This window comes from Tsuneonella rigui (assembly GCF_003958625.1).
Classification (GTDB): Bacteria; Pseudomonadota; Alphaproteobacteria; order Sphingomonadales; family Sphingomonadaceae; genus Tsuneonella; species Tsuneonella rigui.
The window spans coordinates 80758-103715 of record NZ_RSEL01000024.1 but is presented as its reverse complement, the minus strand read 5'-3'; the positions used below and the strand labels follow the sequence as shown (position 1 = coordinate 103715).

General features: G+C 66.2%; 21 protein-coding genes and 1 tRNA gene. 14 read left to right on the top strand and 8 right to left on the bottom strand.

Features of this window, described 5'->3' with window-relative positions:
* Nucleotides 1-14 precede the first annotated feature (14 nt).
* A complete protein-coding gene (gene dapA, locus ELY12_RS10470) occupies nt 15-896 on the top strand; it encodes a 4-hydroxy-tetrahydrodipicolinate synthase (RefSeq protein WP_126176651.1) in 882 nt (293 codons plus the stop codon).
* Between the two features lies 1 nt (nt 897).
* Nucleotides 898-2205 carry a hypothetical protein gene (locus ELY12_RS10465; protein ID WP_420907055.1) on the top strand — a complete coding sequence of 436 codons (1308 nt, stop codon included), beginning with the start codon at nt 898-900 and terminating at the stop codon, nt 2203-2205.
* Between the two features lie 3 nt (nt 2206-2208).
* Here the strand turns inward: ELY12_RS10465 and ELY12_RS10460 are convergent, their stop codons facing one another.
* Nucleotides 2209-2505 carry a plasmid stabilization protein gene (locus tag ELY12_RS10460; protein ID WP_126176650.1) on the bottom strand — a complete coding sequence of 99 codons (297 nt, stop codon included), beginning with the start codon at nt 2503-2505 and terminating at the stop codon, nt 2209-2211.
* Between the two features lie 128 nt (nt 2506-2633).
* Between ELY12_RS10460 and smpB the strand changes: the two genes are divergently transcribed.
* Genes smpB through ELY12_RS10445 form a run of 3 tightly spaced genes read left to right on the top strand, consistent with a single transcriptional unit; the run spans nt 2634 to nt 6165 of the window.
* Nucleotides 2634-3116, top strand: a complete 483-nt coding sequence (smpB, locus tag ELY12_RS10455) for an SsrA-binding protein SmpB (RefSeq protein WP_126176649.1) — start codon at nt 2634-2636, stop codon at nt 3114-3116.
* A 38-nt stretch (nt 3117-3154) separates the two neighbouring features.
* A complete protein-coding gene (locus tag ELY12_RS10450) occupies nt 3155-3739 on the top strand; it encodes a DUF2062 domain-containing protein (protein ID WP_126176648.1) in 585 nt (194 codons plus the stop codon).
* Entirely contained in the window at nt 3736-6165 is a 2430-nt protein-coding gene (locus ELY12_RS10445; RefSeq protein ID WP_126176647.1) for a hybrid sensor histidine kinase/response regulator, read from the top strand. Before ELY12_RS10450 ends, ELY12_RS10445 begins: the two co-directional genes overlap by 4 nt.
* A 7-nt stretch (nt 6166-6172) precedes the next feature.
* Here the strand turns inward: ELY12_RS10445 and ELY12_RS10440 are convergent, their stop codons facing one another.
* Nucleotides 6173-6568 (bottom strand): acyltransferase, encoded by a 396-nt coding sequence (locus ELY12_RS10440; protein ID WP_126176646.1) that lies wholly within the window; start codon nt 6566-6568, stop codon nt 6173-6175.
* 95 nt (nt 6569-6663) lie between these two features.
* On the opposite strand from ELY12_RS10440, the gene ELY12_RS10435 reads away from it, so the two are divergent.
* The 7 genes from ELY12_RS10435 (at nt 6664) to alaS (ending at nt 16133) form a co-directional block, all read left to right on the top strand.
* Nucleotides 6664-7194: an acyltransferase gene (locus ELY12_RS10435; protein WP_164549478.1), complete on the top strand. Its 531-nt coding sequence runs from the start codon at nt 6664-6666 to the stop codon at nt 7192-7194.
* 25 nt (nt 7195-7219) lie between these two features.
* Nucleotides 7220-8716, top strand: coding sequence for a DUF4139 domain-containing protein (locus ELY12_RS10430; protein WP_126176644.1), 1497 nt, complete (start codon nt 7220-7222; stop codon nt 8714-8716).
* A gap of 11 nt (nt 8717-8727) precedes the next feature.
* Nucleotides 8728-10311 (top strand): DUF4139 domain-containing protein, encoded by a 1584-nt coding sequence (locus tag ELY12_RS10425; protein WP_126176643.1) that lies wholly within the window; start codon nt 8728-8730, stop codon nt 10309-10311.
* A 124-nt stretch (nt 10312-10435) separates the two neighbouring features.
* Nucleotides 10436-11506 (top strand): recombinase RecA, encoded by a 1071-nt coding sequence (recA, locus tag ELY12_RS10420; protein WP_126176642.1) that lies wholly within the window; start codon nt 10436-10438, stop codon nt 11504-11506.
* A gap of 168 nt (nt 11507-11674) precedes the next feature.
* Complete coding sequence (locus ELY12_RS10415) at nt 11675-12496, top strand: class I SAM-dependent methyltransferase (RefSeq protein WP_126176641.1); 822 nt, start codon at nt 11675-11677, stop codon at nt 12494-12496.
* A gap of 21 nt (nt 12497-12517) precedes the next feature.
* Nucleotides 12518-13405: a diacylglycerol/lipid kinase family protein gene (locus ELY12_RS10410; RefSeq protein WP_126176640.1), complete on the top strand. Its 888-nt coding sequence runs from the start codon at nt 12518-12520 to the stop codon at nt 13403-13405.
* A 73-nt stretch (nt 13406-13478) separates the two neighbouring features.
* The gene (alaS, locus tag ELY12_RS10405; RefSeq protein WP_126176639.1) at nt 13479-16133 is read left to right on the top strand and encodes an alanine--tRNA ligase; all 2655 of its coding nucleotides are present in this window, start codon (nt 13479-13481) and stop codon (nt 16131-16133) included.
* A 3-nt stretch (nt 16134-16136) separates the two neighbouring features.
* On the opposite strand, the gene ELY12_RS14330 is transcribed toward alaS, so the two are convergent.
* Both ELY12_RS14330 and ELY12_RS10400 read right to left on the bottom strand, forming a co-directional pair.
* Entirely contained in the window at nt 16137-16313 is a 177-nt protein-coding gene (locus tag ELY12_RS14330; RefSeq protein WP_164549477.1) for a hypothetical protein, read from the bottom strand.
* Nucleotides 16314-16357: 44 nt separating this feature from the next.
* Nucleotides 16358-18118 carry a cation:proton antiporter domain-containing protein gene (locus ELY12_RS10400; protein WP_126176711.1) on the bottom strand — a complete coding sequence of 587 codons (1761 nt, stop codon included), beginning with the start codon at nt 18116-18118 and terminating at the stop codon, nt 16358-16360.
* A gap of 290 nt (nt 18119-18408) precedes the next feature.
* Here ELY12_RS10400 and ELY12_RS10395 point away from each other — a divergent pair, with 290 nt between their 5' ends.
* Both ELY12_RS10395 and ELY12_RS10390 read left to right on the top strand, forming a co-directional pair.
* Entirely contained in the window at nt 18409-19614 is a 1206-nt protein-coding gene (locus ELY12_RS10395) for an FAD-dependent oxidoreductase (protein ID WP_126176638.1), read from the top strand.
* Between the two features lie 23 nt (nt 19615-19637).
* Nucleotides 19638-20348 (top strand): tetratricopeptide repeat protein, encoded by a 711-nt coding sequence (locus ELY12_RS10390; protein ID WP_126176637.1) that lies wholly within the window; start codon nt 19638-19640, stop codon nt 20346-20348.
* Nucleotides 20349-20351: 3 nt separating this feature from the next.
* Here ELY12_RS10390 and ELY12_RS10385 read toward each other — a convergent pair whose 3' ends face one another.
* From ELY12_RS10385 to cpdR, 4 genes are all read right to left on the bottom strand, one after another.
* Complete coding sequence (locus ELY12_RS10385; protein ID WP_126176636.1) at nt 20352-20969, bottom strand: hypothetical protein; 618 nt, start codon at nt 20967-20969, stop codon at nt 20352-20354.
* A gap of 38 nt (nt 20970-21007) precedes the next feature.
* Nucleotides 21008-22231 (bottom strand): NADP-dependent isocitrate dehydrogenase, encoded by a 1224-nt coding sequence (locus ELY12_RS10380; RefSeq protein ID WP_126176635.1) that lies wholly within the window; start codon nt 22229-22231, stop codon nt 21008-21010.
* A gap of 113 nt (nt 22232-22344) precedes the next feature.
* Nucleotides 22345-22419: transfer RNA gene (locus ELY12_RS10375), tRNA-Val, on the bottom strand.
* A gap of 70 nt (nt 22420-22489) precedes the next feature.
* The gene (cpdR, locus tag ELY12_RS10370) at nt 22490-22879 is read right to left on the bottom strand and encodes a cell cycle two-component system response regulator CpdR (protein ID WP_126176634.1); all 390 of its coding nucleotides are present in this window, start codon (nt 22877-22879) and stop codon (nt 22490-22492) included.
* Nucleotides 22880-22958 lie beyond the last annotated feature (79 nt).

Sequence of the window (22958 nt, the reverse complement as noted above, 5' to 3'; positions counted from 1 at the left end):
AAGGCGCAACCGCAATGTTCTCCGGCTCGATTCCCGCTCTGGTGACTCCTTTTCGCGACGGATCGTTCGACGAGAAAGCTTTCCGCCGCCTGGTCGACTGGCAGATCGATAATGGCTCGAGCGCGCTGGTCCCGTGCGGTACCACGGGCGAGGCCTCGACCCTCTCCAACGCCGAGCATCACCGGGTGATCGAGGTCTGCGTCGAGCAAGCCGCCGGGCGCGTGCCGGTCATCGCCGGGTGCGGCTCGAACGATACAATGAACGCGCGGCTGCATATGAACTTCAGTCGCAAGACCGGCGCGGCGGCAGGGCTCTGTGTCGCGCCGTACTACAACCGGCCAAGCCAGGAAGGGTTGATCGCGCACTTCAGTTTCCTGGCTGAAAGCAGCAGCTTGCCGATCGTTCTTTACAACGTGCCCGGCCGCACGGTGACCGACATCATGCCCGAAACGGTGTGCGAACTCGCCACGCGCTTTCCGGGCAAGATCATCGGCATCAAGGACGCTAGCGGCGACCTCAGCCGGGTGACCGATCACCGAATGGGAATCGGGAAGGACTTCTGCCAACTGTCCGGTGATGACGAGCTGTGGCTGCCGCACTCCGCCGCGGGTGGGGTCGGGTGCATCTCGGTCACCGCCAACGTGGCGCCTGCGCTGTGCGCCGAATTCCAGGCCGCGATCGCTGCCAACGACCTCGCAAAGGCGCGCGAGCTCAACGACAGGCTCTACCCGCTGCACTACGCGATGTTCGAAGATGCCAGCCCCGGCCCGGTCAAGTATGCGCTGAGCAGGGTCCACGACTGGATTGAGCCCGGCGTCCGGCTCCCGCTGGTCGAATGCAACGAAGCGGCACGCAACGCGGTCGACGCCGCGCTGGCTCATGCAGGGTTGATCTAGGATGGTGGTGCGGAAGGTCCTGGTGATGCTGGCTTCGGCTGCACTCGCGGCTTGTGCGACTACTTCGGGCGGCGAGCCTGCCGGGCTGAATGCGATCGCCGACGACTATGTCCTGCTGCAACTGACGATCGGTGAAAAGGAAGCCGGTTACATCGACGCCTATTACGGTCCCGAGGCCGTCCAGGCGCAGGCAAAAGCCGAAGCGCCGGACCAGTCGCTCGCCCAACTCTCCAGCCGCGCGCTTGCCCTACGAGACCGTGCGACCGCGTTCGCTGATGCCGCCGACACCACACCGTCGCTCGAGCAGCGCCGCGCACGCTTCCTTGTGGCGCAGCTGACCGCAGCCATCACGCGCCTGCAGATGCTGCAGGGCGAGAAGCTGAGTTTTCAGGACGAAGCGCAAGGGCTGTTCGGGGTGCGTCCGGAGACGCCCGCGCTCAGCAGCTTCGATCCGGTCATCGCGCAGATCGAGAGGCTGGTGCCGGGCGAAGGCCCACTGTGGAAGCGCATCGACGAATTCCAGAAACGCTTCGACGTGCCCGCAGACCGGCTGCGTCCGGTGATGGACGCAGCCATTGCCGAATGCCGCAAGCGCACGCTCGCGCACATCGCGCTGCCGGCGAAAGAGCGCTTCGAACTCGCCCTGGTGACCGACAAGCCGTGGAGCGGCTACAACTACTATCAGGGCGGCTATCATTCGAAGATCGAGGTCAATACTGACCTGCCGGTGCGGCTCGACCGGGCGATCGATCTCGGCTGCCATGAGGGGTATCCGGGCCATCACGTGTACAACGCTCTGCTCGAGCGGGAGCTGGTCAACGGCCGCGGCTGGCGGGAATTCACCGTCTATCCGCTGTACTCGCCGCAATCGCTGCTGGCGGAAGGATCGGCCAACTACGGAATCGATCTGGCGTTTCCGGGAGGCGAAGCGGTGGCCTTCGATACCCAAGTGCTCGCACCGCTCGCGGGCCTACCAACCGGCGAGATCGCGCGCTATGTCGCGCTGAACAAGGAGATGAAGGGGCTGACCTCCGCTCGCTACACAATCGCGGCGCAGTTCCTTGCGGGCCAGATCGATGAGGCCGAGGCGACGCGGCTGCTCCAGAAGTACCAGCTCGTGTCGCCCGAGCGCGCCGCCCAGTCGCTGCGCTTCATCAAGGGCTACCGCAGCTACATCATCAACTACGGCCTGGGGCAGGACATGGTCCGCGGCTACGTCGAACGCGGCTCCTCCACCGAAGCCCGCTGGCAGCGGATGGAGAAGATCCTCAGCGAGCCGACATTGCCGGCCGAGCTGCTCGGGAGCTGACGCCTAGCCGTTGCCCTTCTTGCGGCGCGTCTCCCAACCCTTCTTCGCCGCGGCCGAGCGATCGGCGGCGCTGCGATTGGACTGAGATTTACGGCCGCCCTTGCGGCTACTCTCGTGGGTGTCCTTCTTGCCGCGGCCCGAGCCGGACTTGTTGCCGCCGCCGCTTTCCTTGTTGACGGTCGCCCAGGCGCGCCGTTCGGCCTCCTTCTTGGAGACACCGCGGTCTTCGTATCCCTCTTCAATGTGCTCCGCTTTGCGCTTCTGTTTGTCGGTGTACTTGTCCTTGTCACCTTGGGGCATAATCGCTCTCCTTCGACGAATGAAGGCAGAGCACGATAAGAGGTTCCGCGGCTGTCATATGTTAGCATGCCCAACGCGGCGATTGGCGCCTTTCGCATTCACCGCAGACCGCCTACATGCCGCGGCCCATGGCCCGCCCGAAACCCGAGACTTTCGACAAGCAGAAGACCGTCGCCGAGAATCGGCGCGCGCGCTACGACTATTTCATCGAGGACAAGTTCGAAGCCGGCCTGATGCTCACCGGCACCGAGGTGAAGGCCCTGCGCGCGGGCGAGGCGACGATCGCGGAAAGCTATGCCGAAGTGCGCGACGGCGCGGTCTGGCTGGTTAACGCCAACGTGCCCGAGTTCAGCCACGGCAACCGCTTCAACCACGAGCCGCGCCGGCCGCGCAAGTTGCTGCTCAACGCGCGCGAGATCGACAAGCTGACCGGTGCGGTCGAGCGAAAGGGCATGACGCTGGTGCCGCTGTCGATTTACTTCAATGGACGCGGGCGGGCGAAAGTCGAGCTGGCGCTGGCCAAGGGCAAGAACTCGGCCGACAAGCGTCAAACGACCAAGGATCGCGATTGGCAGCGCGACAAGGCCCGCCTGATGCGCGAGCGCGGCTAGCGGCCATGCGCGTCATTTCCTAAGAGCTATCCCGACCGATGTTCGAACGCACCTCTGCCTGGATCCAGCGCAACCTGCCCACCCGCGCGCAGATGGAGCAGAGCCGCGTCATGCGGCCGTTCGCGAGCCGGGTGCTGCGGTCGGAGCTGTGGCGTTTTACGCGCCGCTCAGTGCCGCGCGGCGTCGCGCTAGGCATGCTGGTGGGGATCATCGTACCCTTCGCGCAGATCCTGTTCTCGGCGCTGCTGTGCCTGCCAGTTCGGGCGAACGTACCGGTCGCCGCGCTGACCACCTTCGTCACCAATCCCTTCACCACGCCGTTCATCTGGGTGCTCGGCTACAACATCGGCGCGTGGATGCTGCGGGTCGATGCGATGACCGTGGTGGCGCCGGTCAACAGTGCGATGGAGCACAGCGAGTTCGGCGACATGCTGCAGTGGCTTACCGGCGCGACCCTGGTGACCGGGTTCGGGCTGGTCGTGCTCGCGGTGGTCGCTTCGGCGGTAAGCTATCTCGTCAGCGGCTTCATCTGGCGCTTCGTCGTTGCCAACAAGCGCGCGCGCAAACTGCACGAGCGGCGAGTGCGGCGCGAACAACTGACGGCAGGGACGGGCGAGGCATGAACGCCGCCGCCGCGCGGCCATTGCCACTGCTAGGCGCGCTTGCCGGAGCGCTGGTGATAAGCGCCGCGCTGATCTGGCTCGCGAGCGGCGAAGCGATCGCGATGATCGCGTTCGTTGGCGGGATCGCGGTGTTCCTCGCGGCAGGCCTCGCGATTGCGCGTATGCGGCCGGTCGGGAAGGCCGAGGAAGTCGCCACACCCGACTGGTCGGTGACGGTCGCCGCGATCGAGCGGCCGGGCGAAGCGGTCGCGATCGTCGATCGCGCCAACCGGCTGGTGTGCGCCAACACGGCGTTCAGCGATTGGTTCGGCGCTGCCAGCGCGCCGCCCAACCTCCCGCTCGACCGGGCCGGGCTCGAAACCTTGGCGCGGGCCGCGCGCGAAGCGTGGCGGGACGGAAAAGGCGCGGCTGAGAGTGTCGAGTCAGCAGACGGCACCGCGAGCTGGAGCGCCCGTGCAGAGCGGGCGGGACGCGGCGAAGACTATCTTGTCTGGCGTTTCGTCGGACTGGCCGAGGAAGACTTCGCGGAGGACCTGGGCGCTCGCATCGCCGGCGCGCTAGGCCGTCTGCTCTCGCGCGGCGGGATCGAGGCGGTGCTGGTGGGAGCCGACGGGCTGGTCCGAGCCGCAGCGCCGGGCTTCGCGCAGCGCGCCACTGGCGACCCCGCCGCGACGCTCGCGGGCCAGGAATTCGCAACCCTGCTGCGCGCCGACGAGCGTGAACGGATTTTCTTCGCCCGCGAGGGCCGTCGAGGCAATCCGCAGAACCTGATCCACATCCCGCTCGGCGACGCGCGCGATCCGCGTGCGCCCGATGCTGATCAAGGCCCATCGCTGATGCTGTTGGTCGATGTCGCGGTCGGCCTTGGCGGCGGCGTCGAGGTTTCTGGCACCGGGGCAACCCCACAGCTCGAAGCCTTGCTTGGGGCCCTCCCGCTCGGACTTGCTATGACCGACCGAGATGGCCGCTTCCTGTTCGCCAACACCCCATTCCGGCGCGCCGCGGGGATCGAAAACGAACTTCTTCCGCCGTTCCCTTCGGACCTCGTCGTCGCAGAGGACAAGGGCGCGCTGGTCGATGCGGTGCGCCGGTTCGGCAAGGGCGCGGCAAGCGCGACCGACATGGCTGTGCGCTTGCGCGGCGCTGCGGACGACCCGGTCTCGCTCGGCATCGCCGGTGTTCGCGGGCTCGGCGAAGCGGCGGTGCTGCTGAGCCTGGTCGATTCGACCGAGGAGACCAAGCTCAAGCGCCAGGTCGCGCAGGCGACCAAGATGCAGGCAGTCGGCCAGCTCGCGGGCGGAGTGGCGCATGATTTCAACAACGTGCTGACCGCGGTGATCGGCACCTGCGATCTCATGCTGCTGCGCCACACGCCGGGCGACAGCGACTACGACGATATCCAGCAGATCCGCGCCAATTCGAACCGCGCCGCGGCATTGACGCGGCAATTGCTCGCATTCAGCCGTCAGCAGACGCTGCGGCCCGAGGTACTGCAGCTGCCCGACGTCATCAGCGAGGTCAGCCTTCTGCTCAAGCGCCTGCTCGGCGAAAAGATCGAGCTCAAGGTCAATCACGACCGTGATCTGGGCGCGGTGCGCGCCGATCCGCAGCAGCTCGAACAGGTGATTGTCAATCTCGCGGTCAACGCGCGCGATGCGATGCAGGCGAAAGGCGAGGGCGGCGGCAAGCTATCGCTGTCGACCCGGCGCATATCCGCGCGCGACGTGAGGCAAATGGGCAGCGAAATCCTGCCCGAAGGCGACTACACGGTGCTGGTGGTGCAGGACACTGGAGGCGGCATTCCGGCCGAGCACCTCGCCAAGATCTTCGAACCCTTCTTTACCACCAAGGAACAGGGGAAGGGCACCGGCCTCGGCCTCTCGACCGTCTACGGTATCGTCAAGCAATCGGGCGGATTCATTTTCGCAGACAACGTGCCAGCAACCGCGACCGGCCGCGCCGGCGCCCGCTTCAGCGTCTATTTCCCGGTCCATCAGGGCGAGGTGCCCAAGGCGCGGATCGTCGAGGCCAAGCCCGCCGCGCAATGGTCGGGTGGGGGTAGGATCCTGCTGGTCGAGGATGAGGACATGGTTCGCGCGGTCGCCGAGCGGGCGCTGACCCGCGCCGGCTACCAGGTCACCGCCTGTGCCGAAGGCGAGGCCGGACTGGCGGCGGTCGCCAACGGCGGGGTGTTCGACATGGTCGTGAGCGACGTGGTGATGCCGGGGATGGACGGCCCGGCGATGGCGCGCGCGATCCGCAAGGTGAAGCCGGGACTGCCGATCCTGTTCATGTCGGGCTATGCCGAGGAGCAACTCCGCCGCGATATCGATATCGCCGACATGCATTTCATCGCCAAGCCGTTCAGCGTTCAGCAGATCTCGGACAAGGTCGGCGGTGTGCTCGGATCGGTGCGCGTCGCCTAACGCCGGGTCAGGCGATCTCGCGCCACGGTCGCGCTGGATTGCCAGCCACGCGCTGCCCCGATGGAATGTCGCGCGAGACCACCGCGCCGGGATCGACCACGCAATCCTCGCCGATCGTCACGCCTGGCATGATGACGGCGCGCGCGCCGATCACGCTGCGGGCCCCGATCCGCGTCGGGAGGTACATGCCGCGGCTCATGTCGTGCGTCAGGACCAGAGCGAAGGGCCCGATCCACACGCGGTCGGATATTTCGATTCCAGCGGGAAAAGTCCGGTCGATCAGTGCCGTCGCCGCGATCCACGCCGACCACGCGACCGTGGAGCCCCAGAAATACCTCCGCACGAGGTACTGGTATATTTGCCTTAGCGATTTGGAAGGCCGGTTTGCGATCGAGCGATCCATCGACAAGCCTTTAATTTTCGGTAATGTTTACCGCAAGACATCCAAAGTTAGGGGGCTGGCTGACAATGGGACGGGGACGGTCGCTCAACCGCTTCTTGTGGCTGCGCGACTGGATCGCCCGCCCGCGCGCGTGGTGGCTGCGCAAGTTTACCGGGCTCCATCTCACGGGCGAGGTAGACATTTCGCTCAGCGCACGGTTCATTCCCGGCATGCGCGGGGGAATTTCGGTGGGCGATCAAACCACTATCGGCCCGCTCGCGGTGCTCACCGCCCGCCTGCCCGGTGGCGCGATCGCGCCGATTCGCATCGGTGAGCGGTGCTTTATCGGCGGCAACGCCATGATCGGTCCCGGTGTGACGATCGGCAGCGGGGTGGTAATCGCGGGCGGCGCGGTGGTGCTTCGCAGCGTCCCCGATGACTGCGTGGTGGCCGGCAATCCGGCCCGGGTTATCCGCAATCGCGTGGGGCCGGACGTTTCGGGCGGTTGCCGGAAGCCGACGCGACCCAGCGCGCGCACCTGGGTCTGGCATGACCCGAACGCTGCGCGGGATTGCGCCTCGTTCATCAATGATACACCGTTACATCCAATAACTGCCATTCAAGCGCGGCTGAGACGGTACGCGTAGCCTAACTGGGAACATGGGGAATCCGATGCGGACGAAGAACGGTTTGGGATTGGGCCTGGGATCGGCCCTGGTGCTCGCACTGGCGAGCGGCGCGTCGGCGCAAACCGCAGAGACTTCGCCTAGCGCGCAGGGCGATCTCGCGGTCACGATCTACAACGACAACCGGGCGCTGGTGCAGGACGTGCGCCAGCTCGCGATCGCCAATGGCCGCAGCCGGATCGAATTTCCCGATGTCTCCGCGCAGATCCAGCCCGAGACGCTGAGCTTCAACGCCGATGGCGCGGGGATCGTCGAGCAGAACTTCGACTACGACCTGCTCACGCCCAGCAAGTTGATGGAAAAGGCAATTGGCCAGACGGTCACGCTGGTCCGCACCAATCCCGCCACTGGCAAGGAGACCCGCGAAAGCGCGACCGTGCTGTCGACCGCCGGCGGCGTGGTGGTCCGGATCGGCGACCGCATCGAGGTCCTGCGCGACGATGGCTTGCCCACGCGCGTAGTGTTCGACGGGGTGCCGCCCAACTTGCGCGCCCGGCCGACCCTCTCGGTCACGGTCGAGAGCGACCGTCCGGGCCGACGCCCCGCGGCCCTGCGTTATCTCACCAGCGGTCTGGGTTGGTCGGCCGATTACGTCGCGCTGTACGACGAGGCGAAGGCGACAACCGATATGCAGGGCTGGGTCACGCTCTCCAACAACTCCGGCACCACGTTCCATAACGCGGACACCGTGCTGGTCGCGGGCAGCCCCTCGAGCGGAGGTTACCGCAGTTCGCCTCCGCCGCCGCGCGGCTTCACGCCCGGGACCGAGACCGCGGGGCGCGAGCGGCTCGGCGACTATTACCTCTATCCGCTCCCCGGCCGGACCACGATCGCCAACGCGCAGACCAAGCAGGTCAGCTTCCTCGACGTGCAGAGCGTGCCCGCAAAGAAGGTCTACGCGCGCACGATCGGTTGGCTCGCCAACGACAGTGCGCCGGTCAACGCGACCACCGCGATCGGCTTTTCCACCGCGCGGGAGCAGGGCCTGGGCGATGCGCTTCCCGCCGGCACCGTCCGCTTCTATCAGCGCGACGCGCAAGGCACGCCGCAGTTCATCGGCGAGAGCAACATCGGCCACACCCCGATGGGTAGCGCGCTGACTCTGGTGACCGGCGATGCGTTCGACGTGTTCGTCCAGTCCGACGTTGTCAGCCGCGAGAAGATCACCTCTGACCAGTGGGAGCAAAGCGGCCGCTATCGCGCGATCGCCGACGACGGCACCACCACCACGGTCACCTCCGAACGCCCGGTCGAATTCTGGCGCACGACCATGCGCTACACGCTGACCAACGCAAAGCCGGTTCCGGTCGAGGTCGAGCTCACCCAGGGCGGGCTCGACCGGAGCTGGTGGAGCCGCGACTTCCGTGTGACCAGCGAGGACGTGCCCGGCGAGCAGATCAATACCGACCGCCGCAAGTACCTCGTGACCGTGCCGGCGAACGGCAAGCGGGAGGTGCGGGTAACCTACGAGACGCGGTACTGAGGACGCGGCCGATGCGGCGCGCATTCTTGTCCCTGCTGTTGGCGGGTGTCGCCTCGCAGACGATGGCGCGCGAGGCGGTCGACGCTTCGCCGCCGAGCGCGCTGTCGGTGACGATTTACCGCGACCCCTATCGCGCGCCGGACCAGCAGCTCAACCGCAACTGGCCGCGTGGCTTCGCGATGATCAGCGAGACCCGCCAGGTCACGCTGCCGCCAGGCGAATCCACCATCCGCTTCGACGGTGTTGCCGAAGGAATGGTCGCGGTGAGCGCGATCGTCACCGGCTTGCCCGGCGGCACGATCGAGAAGAATCGCAACGCCGACCTCCTGAGTCCCGGCGCGCTGGTTGACGGCTCGCTCGGCAACCGGGTCACCATCACCCGCACCAATCCGGGAACCGGTACGGAAACGAGCGAGGACGCGATCGTCCGCACGCGCGGCGATGGCGGGCTCGTGCTACAAACGGCCAATGGGTTCGAAGCGGTGCGCTGCTCCGGGCTGGCGGAGAACGTGACCTTCGACCGGGCACCCGCGGGGCTTTCCGCCAAGCCGGTCTATTCGATCGACACGCGCACCGATGCGGGCGGCACGTACACGATCACGCTGACCTATCTCTCGTGGGGCTTCGACTGGCAGGCAAACTATGTCGCCACGCTCACTGAAGGATCCTCGGCGCATGACCTCGGGATGCACCTCACCAGCTGGCTGACGCTGGTCAACGACAACGGCCAGAGCTTCCCCGATGCCGAGCTGATGGCCGTCGCGGGCAAGTTGAAGGTCGTCAGCAATTATCAGTCGCTGGCCGATCCGCCCGACGCGAAGCCGCTGCAACTGCTGTGCTACCCGCTCGGCAGCACCGCCGAGGGCACGCCGGAGGACTATCCCGAGCCGCCACCCTATCCCATGGCGCCTCCGCCTCCTCCGCCTCCCCCTCCGGTGGCCATGGAGGCGATCATGGTAACCGGCGCCCGGGCAGCTCGCGCGCCCGCGATGGTCGCGCGCCAGGAGGATCTCGCCGATTTGAAGCTCTATCGCGTGCCCGAGCCGGTTACCGTTGCCGCCAAGGGGCAAAAGCAGATTGCCTTCCTCGATCGCGAAGGGGTGAAGGGGCGCCTGCTCTACACTTCGGAATGCGGACCGTGGGCCGGTTCGGATGGCGAGAGTCGAGCGGCATCGATCCTGCTCTCGACAGTGAATGACGATGAGCACGGCTTGGGGGTCGCTCTGCCGACGGGCGGTCTTACGGTATTCGAAGGATCTCCGCGTGGGGATCAACTCGTCGGCCGGCATACCTTGCGCGACTATGCGTCCGGACAAGACGTCGAGATCGGTATCGGCCAAAGCACACAGGTGTTCGCGTCCTGCACGATGGTCGGGATGGAGGAACTCGGGAACGAGCGGATCAAGGCGCGCATGCTCGCGGTCCTTACGAACGCATTGCCCACACCGGTTACCGTCCGATTGACGGTTGGAAGCGCCGGCGAAGGTCAGTTCTCCGGGCTGCGCAATGTCCGGGTCAAGGATGGTGCTCGGATCGTAGAGGTGACCGTGCCGGGGAATGGCACCCGCGATCTCGACTGGACCTACTCCGACTGACAAGCCGTTGCCGCTGTGGGAAACAAATTTGCGTTCCCCTCTTGTTCCGGTGGAACAAAGCAGATACATCGCCTTTCGTTGACAGTCGGCCTGCGGGTCTAGGCAAAGCGCGAAAGGGTGTGTCATGGCGGCAGCGAACTTGAAGCTGGTGGAAGGCAAGGATTTGGACACGGACCGTCAGAAGGCGCTCGACGCCGCGCTTGCGCAGATCGACCGCGCATTCGGCAAGGGCTCGGCGATGAAGCTGGGCCAGAAGGAAACGATGCAGGTCGAAACGATTTCGACCGGAAGCCTCGGCCTCGACATCGCGCTCGGCGTGGGCGGGTTGCCCAAGGGCCGCGTGATCGAGGTCTACGGCCCCGAAAGTTCGGGCAAGACCACGCTCGCGCTGCATGTGATCGCCGAAGCGCAGAAGAACGGCGGCACCGCCGCGTTCGTCGATGCCGAGCACGCGCTCGACCCGGTTTATGCCAAGAAGCTCGGCGTCAACATCGATGAACTGATCGTCTCGCAGCCCGATACGGGCGAGCAGGCGCTCGAGATCACCGACACGCTGGTGCGCTCGAACGCGATCGACGTGCTGGTGGTCGATTCGGTTGCGGCACTGGTCCCGCGGGCCGAGATCGAGGGCGAGATGGGCGATAGCCACGTCGGCCTCCAGGCCCGCCTGATGAGCCAGTCGCTCCGCAAGCTGACCGGCTCGATCAACCGTTCGAAGTGCATGGTGATCTTCATCAATCAGCTCCGCATGAAGATCGGTGTGATGTACGGCAATCCGGAGACGACCACGGGCGGCAACGCGCTCAAGTTCTACGCCTCGGTGCGTCTCGACATCCGCCGCACCGGACAGATCAAGGACCGCGACGATATCGTCGGCAACTCGACCCGGGTGAAGGTGGTCAAGAACAAGGTCGCCCCGCCGTTCAAGCAGGTCGAATTCGACATCATGTACGGCGAAGGCATCTCGAAGATCGGCGAGATCCTCGATCTTGGCGTCAAGGCAGGGCTGGTGGAGAAGTCGGGCAGCTGGTTCAGCTACGACAGCATCCGCATCGGCCAGGGCCGCGAGAACGCCAAGCAGTACCTTAAGGACAATCCCGAAGTTTGCGACAAGTTGGAAGCCGCGATCCGCGGCCGGACCGACGCCGTCGCCGAGGAGATGATGACGGGCCCGGACGCGGACGACGACATCTGACACTCAACGGGTGCGCATTTTCGCCGCCCTAGCACCTGGAAAGCCGGCGTGAGCACCTTTGGGGCCGCGCCGGCTTTTCCGTTTCTCGAGGCGGTCCGAAGGCATCGCTTGCTTTTGCCGGGCAAGCACGCGAATCCGTAGTCGGCGCAACCGATTACGAGGGTCACCATGGATCGCAGCGATTGGGAGGGCCGAGTAGGCCGCAAGTGGGCCGACGAGTGGCGCCGCACCGACCGCAGCTTCGCCGGCCTCACCGACCGGCTCCTCGCTCGCGCCAGCGCTCGCCCGATCTCGCGAGCGCTCGATGTGGGTTGCGGTGCCGGTGAACTCTCGCTCGCGCTGGGCCGAGGCCATTCCGAAGCGGAAATCATCGGTCTCGACATTAGCGAAGACCTGGTCGAAGCGGCCCGAGAACGCGCGGCGCACCTCGACAACGTGACGTTCTTCGTCGCCGACGCGGCGACTTGGCGCGGCTCGCAATTTTCGCCGGACCTGGTCGTCTCGCGCCATGGCGTCATGTTCTTCGGCGACCCGGTGGGAGCGTTCACCAATCTCGCGAAGGGCGCAGCTCCCAACGCGAGACTGGTCTTCTCCTGCTTCCGCGACCGGAGCGAGAACCCATGGGCCGAGCAGGTGGCTGCGCTATTGCCGGAGGGAACGATCCCGGTGGAAGCGCCCGAGACTCCAGGTCCCTTTGCTTTCGCGGACCGCGACCGGGTCGAATCGATTCTGGATCAGGCAGGCTGGAAGGAGATTGCGTTCGAGCCGGTCGATTTCGCCTACATCGCGGGCACCGGTGAGTATGCCGTTGAGGACGCGCTGTCGTACTTTCTCGCCATCGGCCCGGCCGCGCGCGCGGCGGCGAGCCTCGATGAGCATGCTCGCGCCGAGTTCACAGACAAGCTGCGCCGCTATCTCGCTGCCAACGACCAGGGACAGCTTGTGGCGATGCAGGGCGCGGCGTGGATCGTCTCTGCGCGTACCCGTTGAGGCGACGGACTCCAGCCCAGCATGGCCGTCGGCACGCCGCTCCCAATTATCGTCAACCGCTCGGGCGGCACCGCGAGCGCGAAGGGCGATGCGCTCGGCGATGCGATAGAGCAGGCCTTCGCCGACGCGGGCCAGTCCATTGCGCTTGAGCTTGTCGAGGGCAAGGACATCGCGGCCGCTGTGGAGCGGCATCGAGGCGCCCCGCGCCTTGTGGTGGGCGGGGGCGACGGCACCCTCGGCAGCGCGGCCGGCATCCTGGCGGCCTCAGGAAGCGAACTGGCGGTCCTTCCGCTCGGCACCCGCAATCACTTCGCGCGCCAGCTCGGTATTCCCCTCGATCTCGCGGAGGCAGCCAAGCTTGCCGCGCAGGGCCGCGCGACCGCGGTTGACCTCGGCGAAGCTGGGGACCGCACGTTCATAAATAACGCTTCACTGGGCGCCTATGCCCAGCTCGTGCGCGAGCGGGAAAGGTCCGCGCTGTCGAAGCTACCGGCCTCGATCGTCGCGGGCTGGCGTGTGCTTCGCAAACTCCGGCCGCAATCGTTCGATCTGGAGATCGATGGCAAGCCGCAGCGTCTAAGATCGGCGATGCTGTTCATCGGCAATAATCTCTACGAAGTGCTGGAGGGCCGCCCGAACGAACGGGCCGCGCTCGACGATGGCGTGCTGTCGCTATTCGCTCTCGCACCGCTCACGCGCGGCGGTGTGGTCCGTGCGGCGATGCGCGTGATGCTGGGCCGGCCTGACCGGGCGCGCGATTTCGCGCTCGTTACCACCGCCCGTGAGATACGTATCGAGGGACTCGGCGAGACCGAGATCGCACTGGATGGCGAGCGGCTACGGCTGCCATTGCCGCTCGTCCTCAAGGCGCGGCCCCGCGCATTGAAGGTGGTCGCACCTGACGCTTGATCGCGCGGCTTGCACGTGCCGCCGCCTTAATCCGCTTGTCGTGCCGCGCTGCAGCATTTACCTGCACGGCATTATGTCCTCGACCAACGAGATCCGCCGCAGCTTCCTCGACTTCTTCGCGCGCGAAGGGCACCGCGTCGTGCCGAGTGCACCGCTGGTGCCGTACAACGATCCGACGCTGATGTTCGTCAACGCGGGAATGGTGCCGTTCAAGAACGTGTTCACCGGCCTCGAAACCCCGCCGAGCCCGACCGCGGCGAGCAGTCAGAAGTGCGTGCGCGCGGGCGGCAAGCACAACGATCTCGACAACGTCGGCTACACCGCGCGGCACCTCACGTTCTTCGAGATGATGGGCAACTTCTCGTTCGGCGATTACTTCAAGGAACAGGCGATCCATCATGCATGGACCCTGCTGACCAAGGACTGGGGCCTCCCGGCCGAAAAGCTGACCGCGACCGTCTATCACACCGACGACGAGGCCTACGACCTCTGGAAGAAGATCGCCGGGCTGCCCGATGAGCGGCTGATCCGCATCGCGACCAAGGACAACTTCTGGTCGATGGGCGACGATGGTCCGTGCGGTCCCTGCTCGGAAATCTTCTTCGATCATGGGGCCAGCATCGCCGGCGGCCCCCCGGGCAGTCCGGACGAGGACGGCGACCGCTACGTCGAGATCTGGAACCTCGTGTTCATGCAGTTCGAGCAGGAAGCGGGCACGATCGTGCGCGACCTGCCCAAGCCGTCGATCGACACGGGCATGGGGCTGGAGCGCGTCTCGACCGTGCTGCAGGGCGTGCACACGGTGTTCGAAACGACCACGATGCGCGCGCTGATCGAGGCGTCGGCCGATCTCACCAGCGCCGATCCGGCGAGCCCGAGCCACAAAGTCATCGCCGATCATTTGCGCTCGACCAGTTTCCTTCTTGCCGACGGCGTGCTGCCGTCGAATGAGGGGCGCGGCTATGTGCTGCGGCGGATCATGCGGCGGGCGATGCGCCATGCGCACCTACTGGGCGCGAGCGAGCCGCTGATGCATCGCCTTGTACCTGCGCTGGTGACCGAGATGGGCCAGGCCTATCCCGAGCTCGGCCGCGCGCAGCCGCTGATCGAGGAGACGCTCGAACGCGAGGAGACTCAGTTTCGCCGGACGCTGGCGAACGGCCTGCGCCTGCTCGACGAGGCGACCGGCGGCATGGGCGAGGGCGCCAGCCTCGACGGCGAGACCGCGTTCAAGCTCTATGACACTTACGGCTTTCCGTACGACCTCACCGAAGACGCGCTGCGCAGCCGCGGGCTGACGGTAGACCGCGAAGGCTTCGATGCGGCGATGGCGCGGCAGAAGGCCGCGGCGCGCGCGGCGTGGAAGGGCTCCGGTCAGGCTGCCGACGGCGAGCTGTGGTTCGACATTGCCGAGCGCGAGGGTGCGACCGAGTTCACCGGCTACAGCGCGACCGAGGGCGAGGGCCGGGTGGTGGCGCTGATCAAGGACGGCGCCGAGGTGAGCAGCGCTGGCGCGGGCGATAGCGTGCTGGTGCTCACCAACCAGACCCCGTTCTACGGTGAAAGCGGCGGGCAGACCGGTGATGCGGGCACGATCACCACTCCAGAAGGTCTACGGATCGCGGTGACCGACACGAGCAAGCCGCTCGGGCGTCTGCACGCGCATCACGCCACGGTCGAGGCGGGGACGCTCAAGGCCGGCGACACGGTGCACCTGTGGGTCGATGCCGAACGGCGCGACCGCATTCGCGCCAATCACTCGGCTACGCACCTGATGCACGAAGCACTGCGGCGCCGGCTCGGCGAGCACGTGACGCAGAAGGGTTCGCTGGTGGCGGAAGATCGGCTGCGGTTCGACTTCTCGCATCCCAAGCCGCTGACGCCCGAGGACATCGCCGCGGTCGAGGCCGAGGTGAACGCGGAAATTCGCGCCAACGAGACCGTCTCGACCCGATTGATGAGCCCCGACGACGCGATCGCGGCGGGCGCGATGGCGCTGTTCGGCGAGAAGTACGGCGACGAAGTGCGCGTGCTGAGCATGGGCCGTGCCGGCGAGGAGCGGACGTATTCGGTGGAGTTGTGCGGCGGCACCCACGTGCGGGCGACGGGCGATATCGGGCTCTTCCGCATCGTCTCCGAAAGCGCGGTCAGCTCGGGCGTGCGCCGGATCGAGGCGCTGACCGGCGAGGCGGCGCGCGAATGGCTGGTGGCGCGCGAGGAAGCACTGAAGAACGCCGCTGCGGCAATCCGGGTGGCACCCGAGGAGGTGCCGAACCGGATCGCTGCGCTGCTCGACGACCGCAAGCGGCTCGAACGCGAGCTCGCCGATGCGCGCAAGGCGCTGGCGCTCGGCGGCGGCGGGGCGAAGGCCGGGCCGGCGGACGAGGATGTCGGCGGCGTGAAGTTCTCCGGCCAGGTGATCGAAGGACTCGAGGCCAAGGAACTGCGCGGCCTGCTCGACGAAGCGAAGGCGCGGATGGGCTCGGGCGTGGCGGCGATCGTCGCGGTCAACGACGGCCGCGCGGCGATTGCGGCGGCGGTGACTGATGATCTTACCAGCCGGTACGATGCCGTTGCGCTGGTGCGCGCGGGCGTCGAGGCGCTCGGCGGCAAGGGCGGCGGCGGCCGGCCCGACATGGCGCAGGGCGGCGGACCCGATGCGAGCAAAGCGGACGAGGCCATCGCGGCGGTGCGGCGCGCGCTCGAGAGCGCACCCGCAACCGCCTGACGGTTAGCCGCGGCGGCCGCTGGTCCCGCGTGTCTCCGGCTCGCTGCCGCGCGGCGTGTCGGTGAGGGGCGAGCGGTTGCCTTCACGCTGCTGACCTTTGATCACTCCGTTTTCCTCGCCGGTCTGGTGCGAGGGCTTCATGGCTTCCGGCGACTGGGCGTTCTGGTTGTCGTTGCGCATGGAAATCTCCTTTTTACGCTGAACCAACGAACGGGCGGCGGCTTCTATCCGGGATCGGCGATGCTGGTGCGCAGCTTGGGCTTGTATTGCAGGTCCGCTTCCTCGCGAATCCGCTCGCGGAAGGAGTCGCGCTTTTCGTGGATCGAGGCGATCACCGGGCCCATCGCGACGCCCAGATCGACCAGCACCGCTTCCGATAGCTGGAGCGAGCTTTCTAGAGTCTCCGGCACCGCGGTGCTCGCCCCGGCCCGATAGAGCGCCGCGGCGTGCGTCAGGTCGCGGGCGCGGGCGATGATCGGCAGGTCGGGATAGGCCTTGCGCAGCTTGGCGGTCAGCCGCTGCGCCAGGACCGGCTCGTCCATCGTGAGGATCACCGCGGGCGCGCGGTCCACCCCGAGGCGGTCGAGCGTCGGCCCGCGCCCGGCATCGCCGAAGGTTGCGCGGTAGCCCCGCCGCCGCCCGCGCAGGACGAGATCGGAGTCGCTGTCGACCGCGATGTAGGGAATGCCGTGGACGGTGAGCATGTCCGCCACCAGCCGCCCGACGCGGCCCGCGCCGACGATGATCGCACGCCCTTCGCCGAGGTCGTCCTGCACCTCCGGCAGCGGCTCGACCTGGCGCGCGACCAGGTTGCCGAGGCGGGCGAGCAGCGGGGTGATGGTGAGCCCGATGGCGGTGACGATCTGCCAGAACTGCGCCGTCTCGCGGTCGATCACTTGCGCCACAGTCGCCGCGGTGAGGACGATCAGCGTCGTCTCGCTCGGGCTCGACATAAGGAGGCCTGTCTCGGCGGCGGTGCCGCGCCGCGCGCCCATCATGCGTAGCAGAAGGCCCGTAACCACCGCCTTCAGCGCAAGCACACCCACCACCGCCAGAGCGATCGAGCCGAACTCCGCCCAGATGCGCGCGAGGTCGACGCTCATGCCGACGGTGATCAGGAAAATGCCGAGCGCGAGGCCCTTGAACGGCTCGATGATGCTCTCGACCTCGCCATGGTATTCGGTCTCAGCGATGAGCAAGCCCGCGATCAGCGCGCCGACGATCGGCGACAGGCCCACCGCTGAAGTTGCCAGGCTGGCGCCGATCACGACCAGCAGGCTCGCCGCAAGGAACAATTCGGGGCTCTTGGTGCGCGCCGCCTGACCGAACAGGCGCGGCAAGGCGATGCGTCCGGCGATAAGCAGCGCGGCGACCACCAACGCGCCCTGCCACAAGGTGCGCACCAGTCCATCGAGGCCATCAGCCTGCGCATAGGGAGCCAGCGCGCCGAGCACGAAGATGATCGGCACGATCGCGATGTCTTCGAACAATAGCATCGACAGCGCCGCGCGGCCCACCGGGCTGGTCGTGCCGGAAATTGGCAGCACGATTGCGGTCGAACTGAGCGCCAGCGCAAAGCCGAGCGCGGCGGCGCCGGTCCAGCCTTCGCCGATCACCGCCAGCGCGATGGCCAGCAGCGCACCGATCAGCAGCAGCTCCAGCGCTCCGAGGCCGAACACCAGCTTCCGCATCGACCACAATCGGTTGAACGACAGCTCCAGCCCGATGGTGAACAGCAGCAGGACGATGCCGAACTCGGCAAACGGTTCGAGCGCCTCGGGTTCGGTGATGGTGAAGTGGAAGAGCCACGGGTTGTCGGGAACCAGCCGGCCCAGGCCGAACGGGCCGACGAGGATGCCGATCAGAATGAACCCGATGACCGGGGTGATGCGGAAGCGGTGGAAGACCGGGATGACGATCCCCGCGGCGCCTAGGATCACCAGCGCATCGGAGAGCGTATTGGTGGTGGTCAGCTCGGCGGCCATCAGCGCGCTGTCCACTTCGAGTGTTGGACTTGGCACGCAAATTGGGGAGCGAAACTCTGTGACTTTGCGGGGGAAGATCCTGTATTCGAACGATTATCTGCAAAGCTCGTGTGACTTTCGCCATTGGCAAAAGCCACACGCGCCGTGGGTTTGATGAGTCGGGCAGCGCGAATGGTGTCGGGGTAGGAGGTGGCCATCATGCCTGACTGCTAGACGAACCATGCGCCTGTAGGACACCCCTTTCGCGAACGGCGCTCGCTGCTCTGGCCTTCAGGGTGTAGGCTGGCGTCATGAAAGCACCCGATGTGATCGTCGTCGGCGGCGGGCCGGCGGGCATGATGGCGGCGCTGTTGCTCGCGCGGGCGGGGGTATCGGTGCTGGTGCTGGAAAAGCACGCGGACTTCTTTCGCGATTTCCGCGGCGATACCGTCCACCCTTCGACGATGGAGATCCTGAGCGAGCTCGGCTTGCTCGAGCGCTTCCTGCAGCGGCCGCACAACCGGATTGATCGCGCCGAGATCACCTGGAACGGGCGGGACATGGTGATCGGCGACCTGTCGCATCTGGCGATGCCGGCGCCGTTCATCGCGATGATGCCGCAGTGGGAATTTCTCGATTTCGTGCGCGACGAGGCTTCGCGCTATCCCGGCTTCGCGCTGCGCATGGAAGCGCCGGTCGAGGAATTCATCGAGGAAGATGGTCGCACGGTCGGCGTCCGCCTCCGCAGCGGTGAGGAGCTGCGCGCGCGCCGATTGGTGATCGCATGCGATGGACGGGATTCGATCGCGCGCCGCGTGCTCCCGCTCGAAACGCTGGGTGCGCCGATCGACGTGTTCTGGTTCGCCGTTCCTAAGGAGACCAGCGGCACGACGCTGCGCGGCAGCGTGGCGGGCAACAAGCTGATCGTGATGATCGACCGCGGCGACTACTGGCAATGCGCGTTTGTCATCGCCAAGGGCGGGGCGCAGACGATCAAGGAGCGCGGGATCGAGGCGTTCCGCGCCGACGTGCGCGCGGCGTCACCCGATCTTCCCGATCTCACCGCCGCGTTGCCGGATTGGGACAGTGTCAGCCTGCTGTCGGTCTCGCTCGATCGCCTCACTGAATGGAGCCGGCCCGGCCTGCTCGCGATCGGTGATGCGGCGCACGCGATGAGCCCGGTGGGCGGGATCGGCATCAACCTCGCGATCCAGGATGCCGTCGCCAGCGCCAACCTGCTCGCCGCGCCGCTCGCGCGCGGGGCGACCGTCGATCCACTCCTGTCTTACCTGCAGCAGCGCCGGCTATGGCCGACCAAGGTCATTCAGTCGGCGCAGCGTACGGTCCATGAGAATGTCCTGCATCCGCTGATTTCGGGCGCCGGCGGCCTGCCGGATGAGCCGCCGCTCCCCATGCGTCTGCTCAATCGCTTCCCTCTGCTGCGCCGGATCCCCGGCTGGTTCATCGGCCACGGTGTGCGGCAAGAACATGTGCGATCCCCGCAACGCATGAGCTGATTGCTTGCCCTGGGTGCAAGTGTATGATCTTCGGACGATTCACGGGGCGGTTCAGCATGCGAAATGTTCTTCTCTCACTCGCACTGCTGGCCATACCCACCACAGCCGGCGCTAGCCTGACGAACGATGACGTTGAGGTCGTGGTGAACGCCGCGTTCAAGCTCTTGGATGCCGGGCTGTTCGAGCAGGCCAGTCAGAAGATCGAGCCGATCATTGCGCGCTACGAGAGTGAGAACTGGCCCAAGGACCAGCGTGTCTATTGCGGGCATTCAGCGCCCGAGACGCTGCTGTACATGACGAGCGGCGCCGTCGCCGATGCCAATTCGATCGACATTGGCGCTCCGTATTGTGACGCGCTGTTCCTGCGCGCTTATCTGCAGACCGAAGCGAACGACGGGGACGAAGCGCTGGCGACGTTGGCGCGTTTGCGCGAGCTCGCGCCGGAAAATGCTCAGTACATCGTGGAATTGGCGCACGTCCTCAAAATGAGGGGGCGGCTCGACGAAGCGCTGACGCTCTATCGCTCCGTCCCGGGTAAGGCGGCGCTTGCGGCGACAGACGCGCTCGAGAAGCGGTGGAATGCGGTCGCCCTGCGGGGCATTGGCTATATTCTGATCGAGCAGCGCAAGTGGACCGAAGGCGAGCAGGCTTACCGCGATAGCCAGAAGTTCGACCCCGATAGCGAGATCGCGCGGAACGAACTCGACTTTATCAAGAAAAACCGGACCGACTGAGCTCTAGTCGAATAGCGCGTCCACATCGTTGCCGTTGGCGGCGAGCAGAGCCTCCACGCGCTTTCGGCCGCGATAATACACCAGCGCAGGGTGGCTCGCACCGGTCGCTTCGAGCTTGGCGACATCGGCGGCGCTAAGGCTGCTTTCTTGCGCGACGTGGTCGGCGTAGCCCTCGACCAGCCACTGCGGCGCGAGGATCGATTTCACCAGGCCGTAGCGGCGGCGGATCACGCCGTGGGTGAACTCGTGCGCCAGCACCGCCGAGAGCGAGCGCTGTCGGCCCATTGCGGCGCCGTTCGTTATGCGGTCGGCGGCAAGGTCGACGTCGTTGACTACCACGGCCCGGGTTATCGGCCGGGTCAGCGCGAACCCGCCCGCGCTGCTGTTGGCGAGCCACAGCCAACGCCAGCCGCCTTCGGTGAGGAAGATCGGCCGTTGCTCATTCGGGCCGGCGATTGGGCTTTGCGCGAGCAGCGCGCGAGAGCGTGCGGCCACCCTGTCCAGCGCGGCTTGGTCGATCGGCCGTTCCGACCATACCGGCCCGATCGCGCTCTCGGCGCGATAGGGAAACGCCAGCAGTTGCGGCGCGAACAGCGGGGAGGCGAGCAGCAGGGCGATCACGCTGAGCGCGACGCCCCACTTGCCGCCGAAAAGCCGGGTCAGGCCCAGGCGGCCATTTCCTTTTCGAGGTTCTGCACGATCGCCTCGAAGAACTGCTCGGTGGTCATCCACGCCTGTTCGGGGCCGATGAGGAGCGCGAGGTCCTTGGTCATCTTGCCGCTCTCGACCGTCTCGATGCACACGCGCTCGAGCGTCTCGGCGAACTTCTGCACTTCGGGCGTCCCGTCGAACTTGCCGCGGTAGTAGAGGCCGCGGGTCCAGGCGAAGATGCTGGCGATCGGGTTGGTGCTGGTCGCCTTGCCCTGCTGGTGCTGGCGGTAGTGGCGGGTGACGGTGCCGTGGGCGGCTTCCGCCTCGACCGTCTTGCCATCTGGGGTCAGCAGGACCGAGGTCATCAGGCCGAGGCTGCCGAAGCCCTGCGCGACCTGGTCCGACTGCACGTCGCCGTCGTAGTTCTTGCACGCCCACACGAACTTGCCCGACCACTTGAGCGCCGAAGCGACCATGTCGTCGATCAGGCGGTGCTCGTAGACGATGCCCGCCGCCTTGAACTTCTCGGCGAAGCCTTCGGTGTCGAACACTTCCTGGAACAGGTCCTTGAACCGCCCATCATAGGCCTTGAGGATAGTGTTTTTGGTGCTGAGGTAGACCGGCCAGCCGAGGTTGAGGCCGTAGTTGAAGCTCGAGCGGGCAAAGTCCCGGATCGAATCGTCGAGGTTGTACATCGCCATCGCGACGCCACCGCCGGGGAAGTTGAACACCTCGCGGTCGATCACTTGGCCGTCGGCGCCTTCGAACACGAGCCGCAGCTTGCCGGGGCCGGGGACGACCATGTCGGTCGCGCGGTACTGGTCGCCGAACGCGTGGCGGCCGACCACGATCGGGTCGGTCCAGCCGGGGATCAGGCGGGGGACGTTCTGGATCACGATCGGCTCGCGGAAGATCGTGCCGCCGAGGATGTTGCGGATGGTCCCGTTGGGGCTCTTCCACATCGACTTGAGCTTGAATTCCTCGACCCGCGCCTCGTCGGGCGTGATCGTCGCGCACTTCACGGCGACGCCGTACTTCTTCGTTGCTTCCGCCGAATCGATGGTGATCTGGTCGTCGGTCTCGTCGCGCTTCTCGACGGAGAGGTCGTAGTACTTCAAATCGATGTCGAGGTAGGGGAGGATCAGCCGCTCGCGGATCCACTGCCAGATGATGCGGGTCATCTCATCGCCGTCCATCTCGACGACGGGGTTCACTACCTTGATCTTTGCCATGACGGTCCTGCTGCGTGAAAGAGTTGGCGGCGCTTTAGCAGGGCGAGGCGGGGGTGCAAGGGCGGCTCCGAAACGCGAAAGGCGCCGCTTTCGCGACGCCTCTCAAGTCCGGATGGTGGGCGTAGCAAGGATTGAACTTGCGACCCCTACGATGTCAACATAGTGCTCTACCACTGAGCTATACGCCCGCACTATCCGGTCGGCCGGCTGCCCGGCGAGGCGGCCATGTAGCGGCCACCTGAACGCTTCGCAAGAGGGCTAGAGCCGCGCGGCTTCCTCGGTCCGAAACACGCGGTCGACTTCCATCACCAGGTCCTTGAGATGGAAGGGTTTCGACAGAACCTTGGCGCGCGGCTGCTCGCGGCTGGCCTTGAGCGTAACCGCGGCGAATCCCGTGATGAACATGACCTTCGTCGCCGGGCTCACCTCGTTGCAGCGCTGGGCGAGCTCGATCCCGTCCATCTCGGGCATGACGATGTCCGACAGCAACAGGTCGAAGTGCTCGGCCTCGAGCAGCGGCAGCGCTTCGGTTCCGCGATCGACCGCGACCACCTGGTAGCCGGCGTTTTCCAGCGCCCGTGCAAGGTAGGTGCGCATGGCATCTTCGTCCTCGGCGAGGAGGATGCGGATCGGAGGCAATTCATTCATCCCCCTTCCTTACCGCACGGCACTTAAGAAATCTTTCGCGCCGTTAGGTGGCGACCTGCTTTGACACATACGTAGGCGC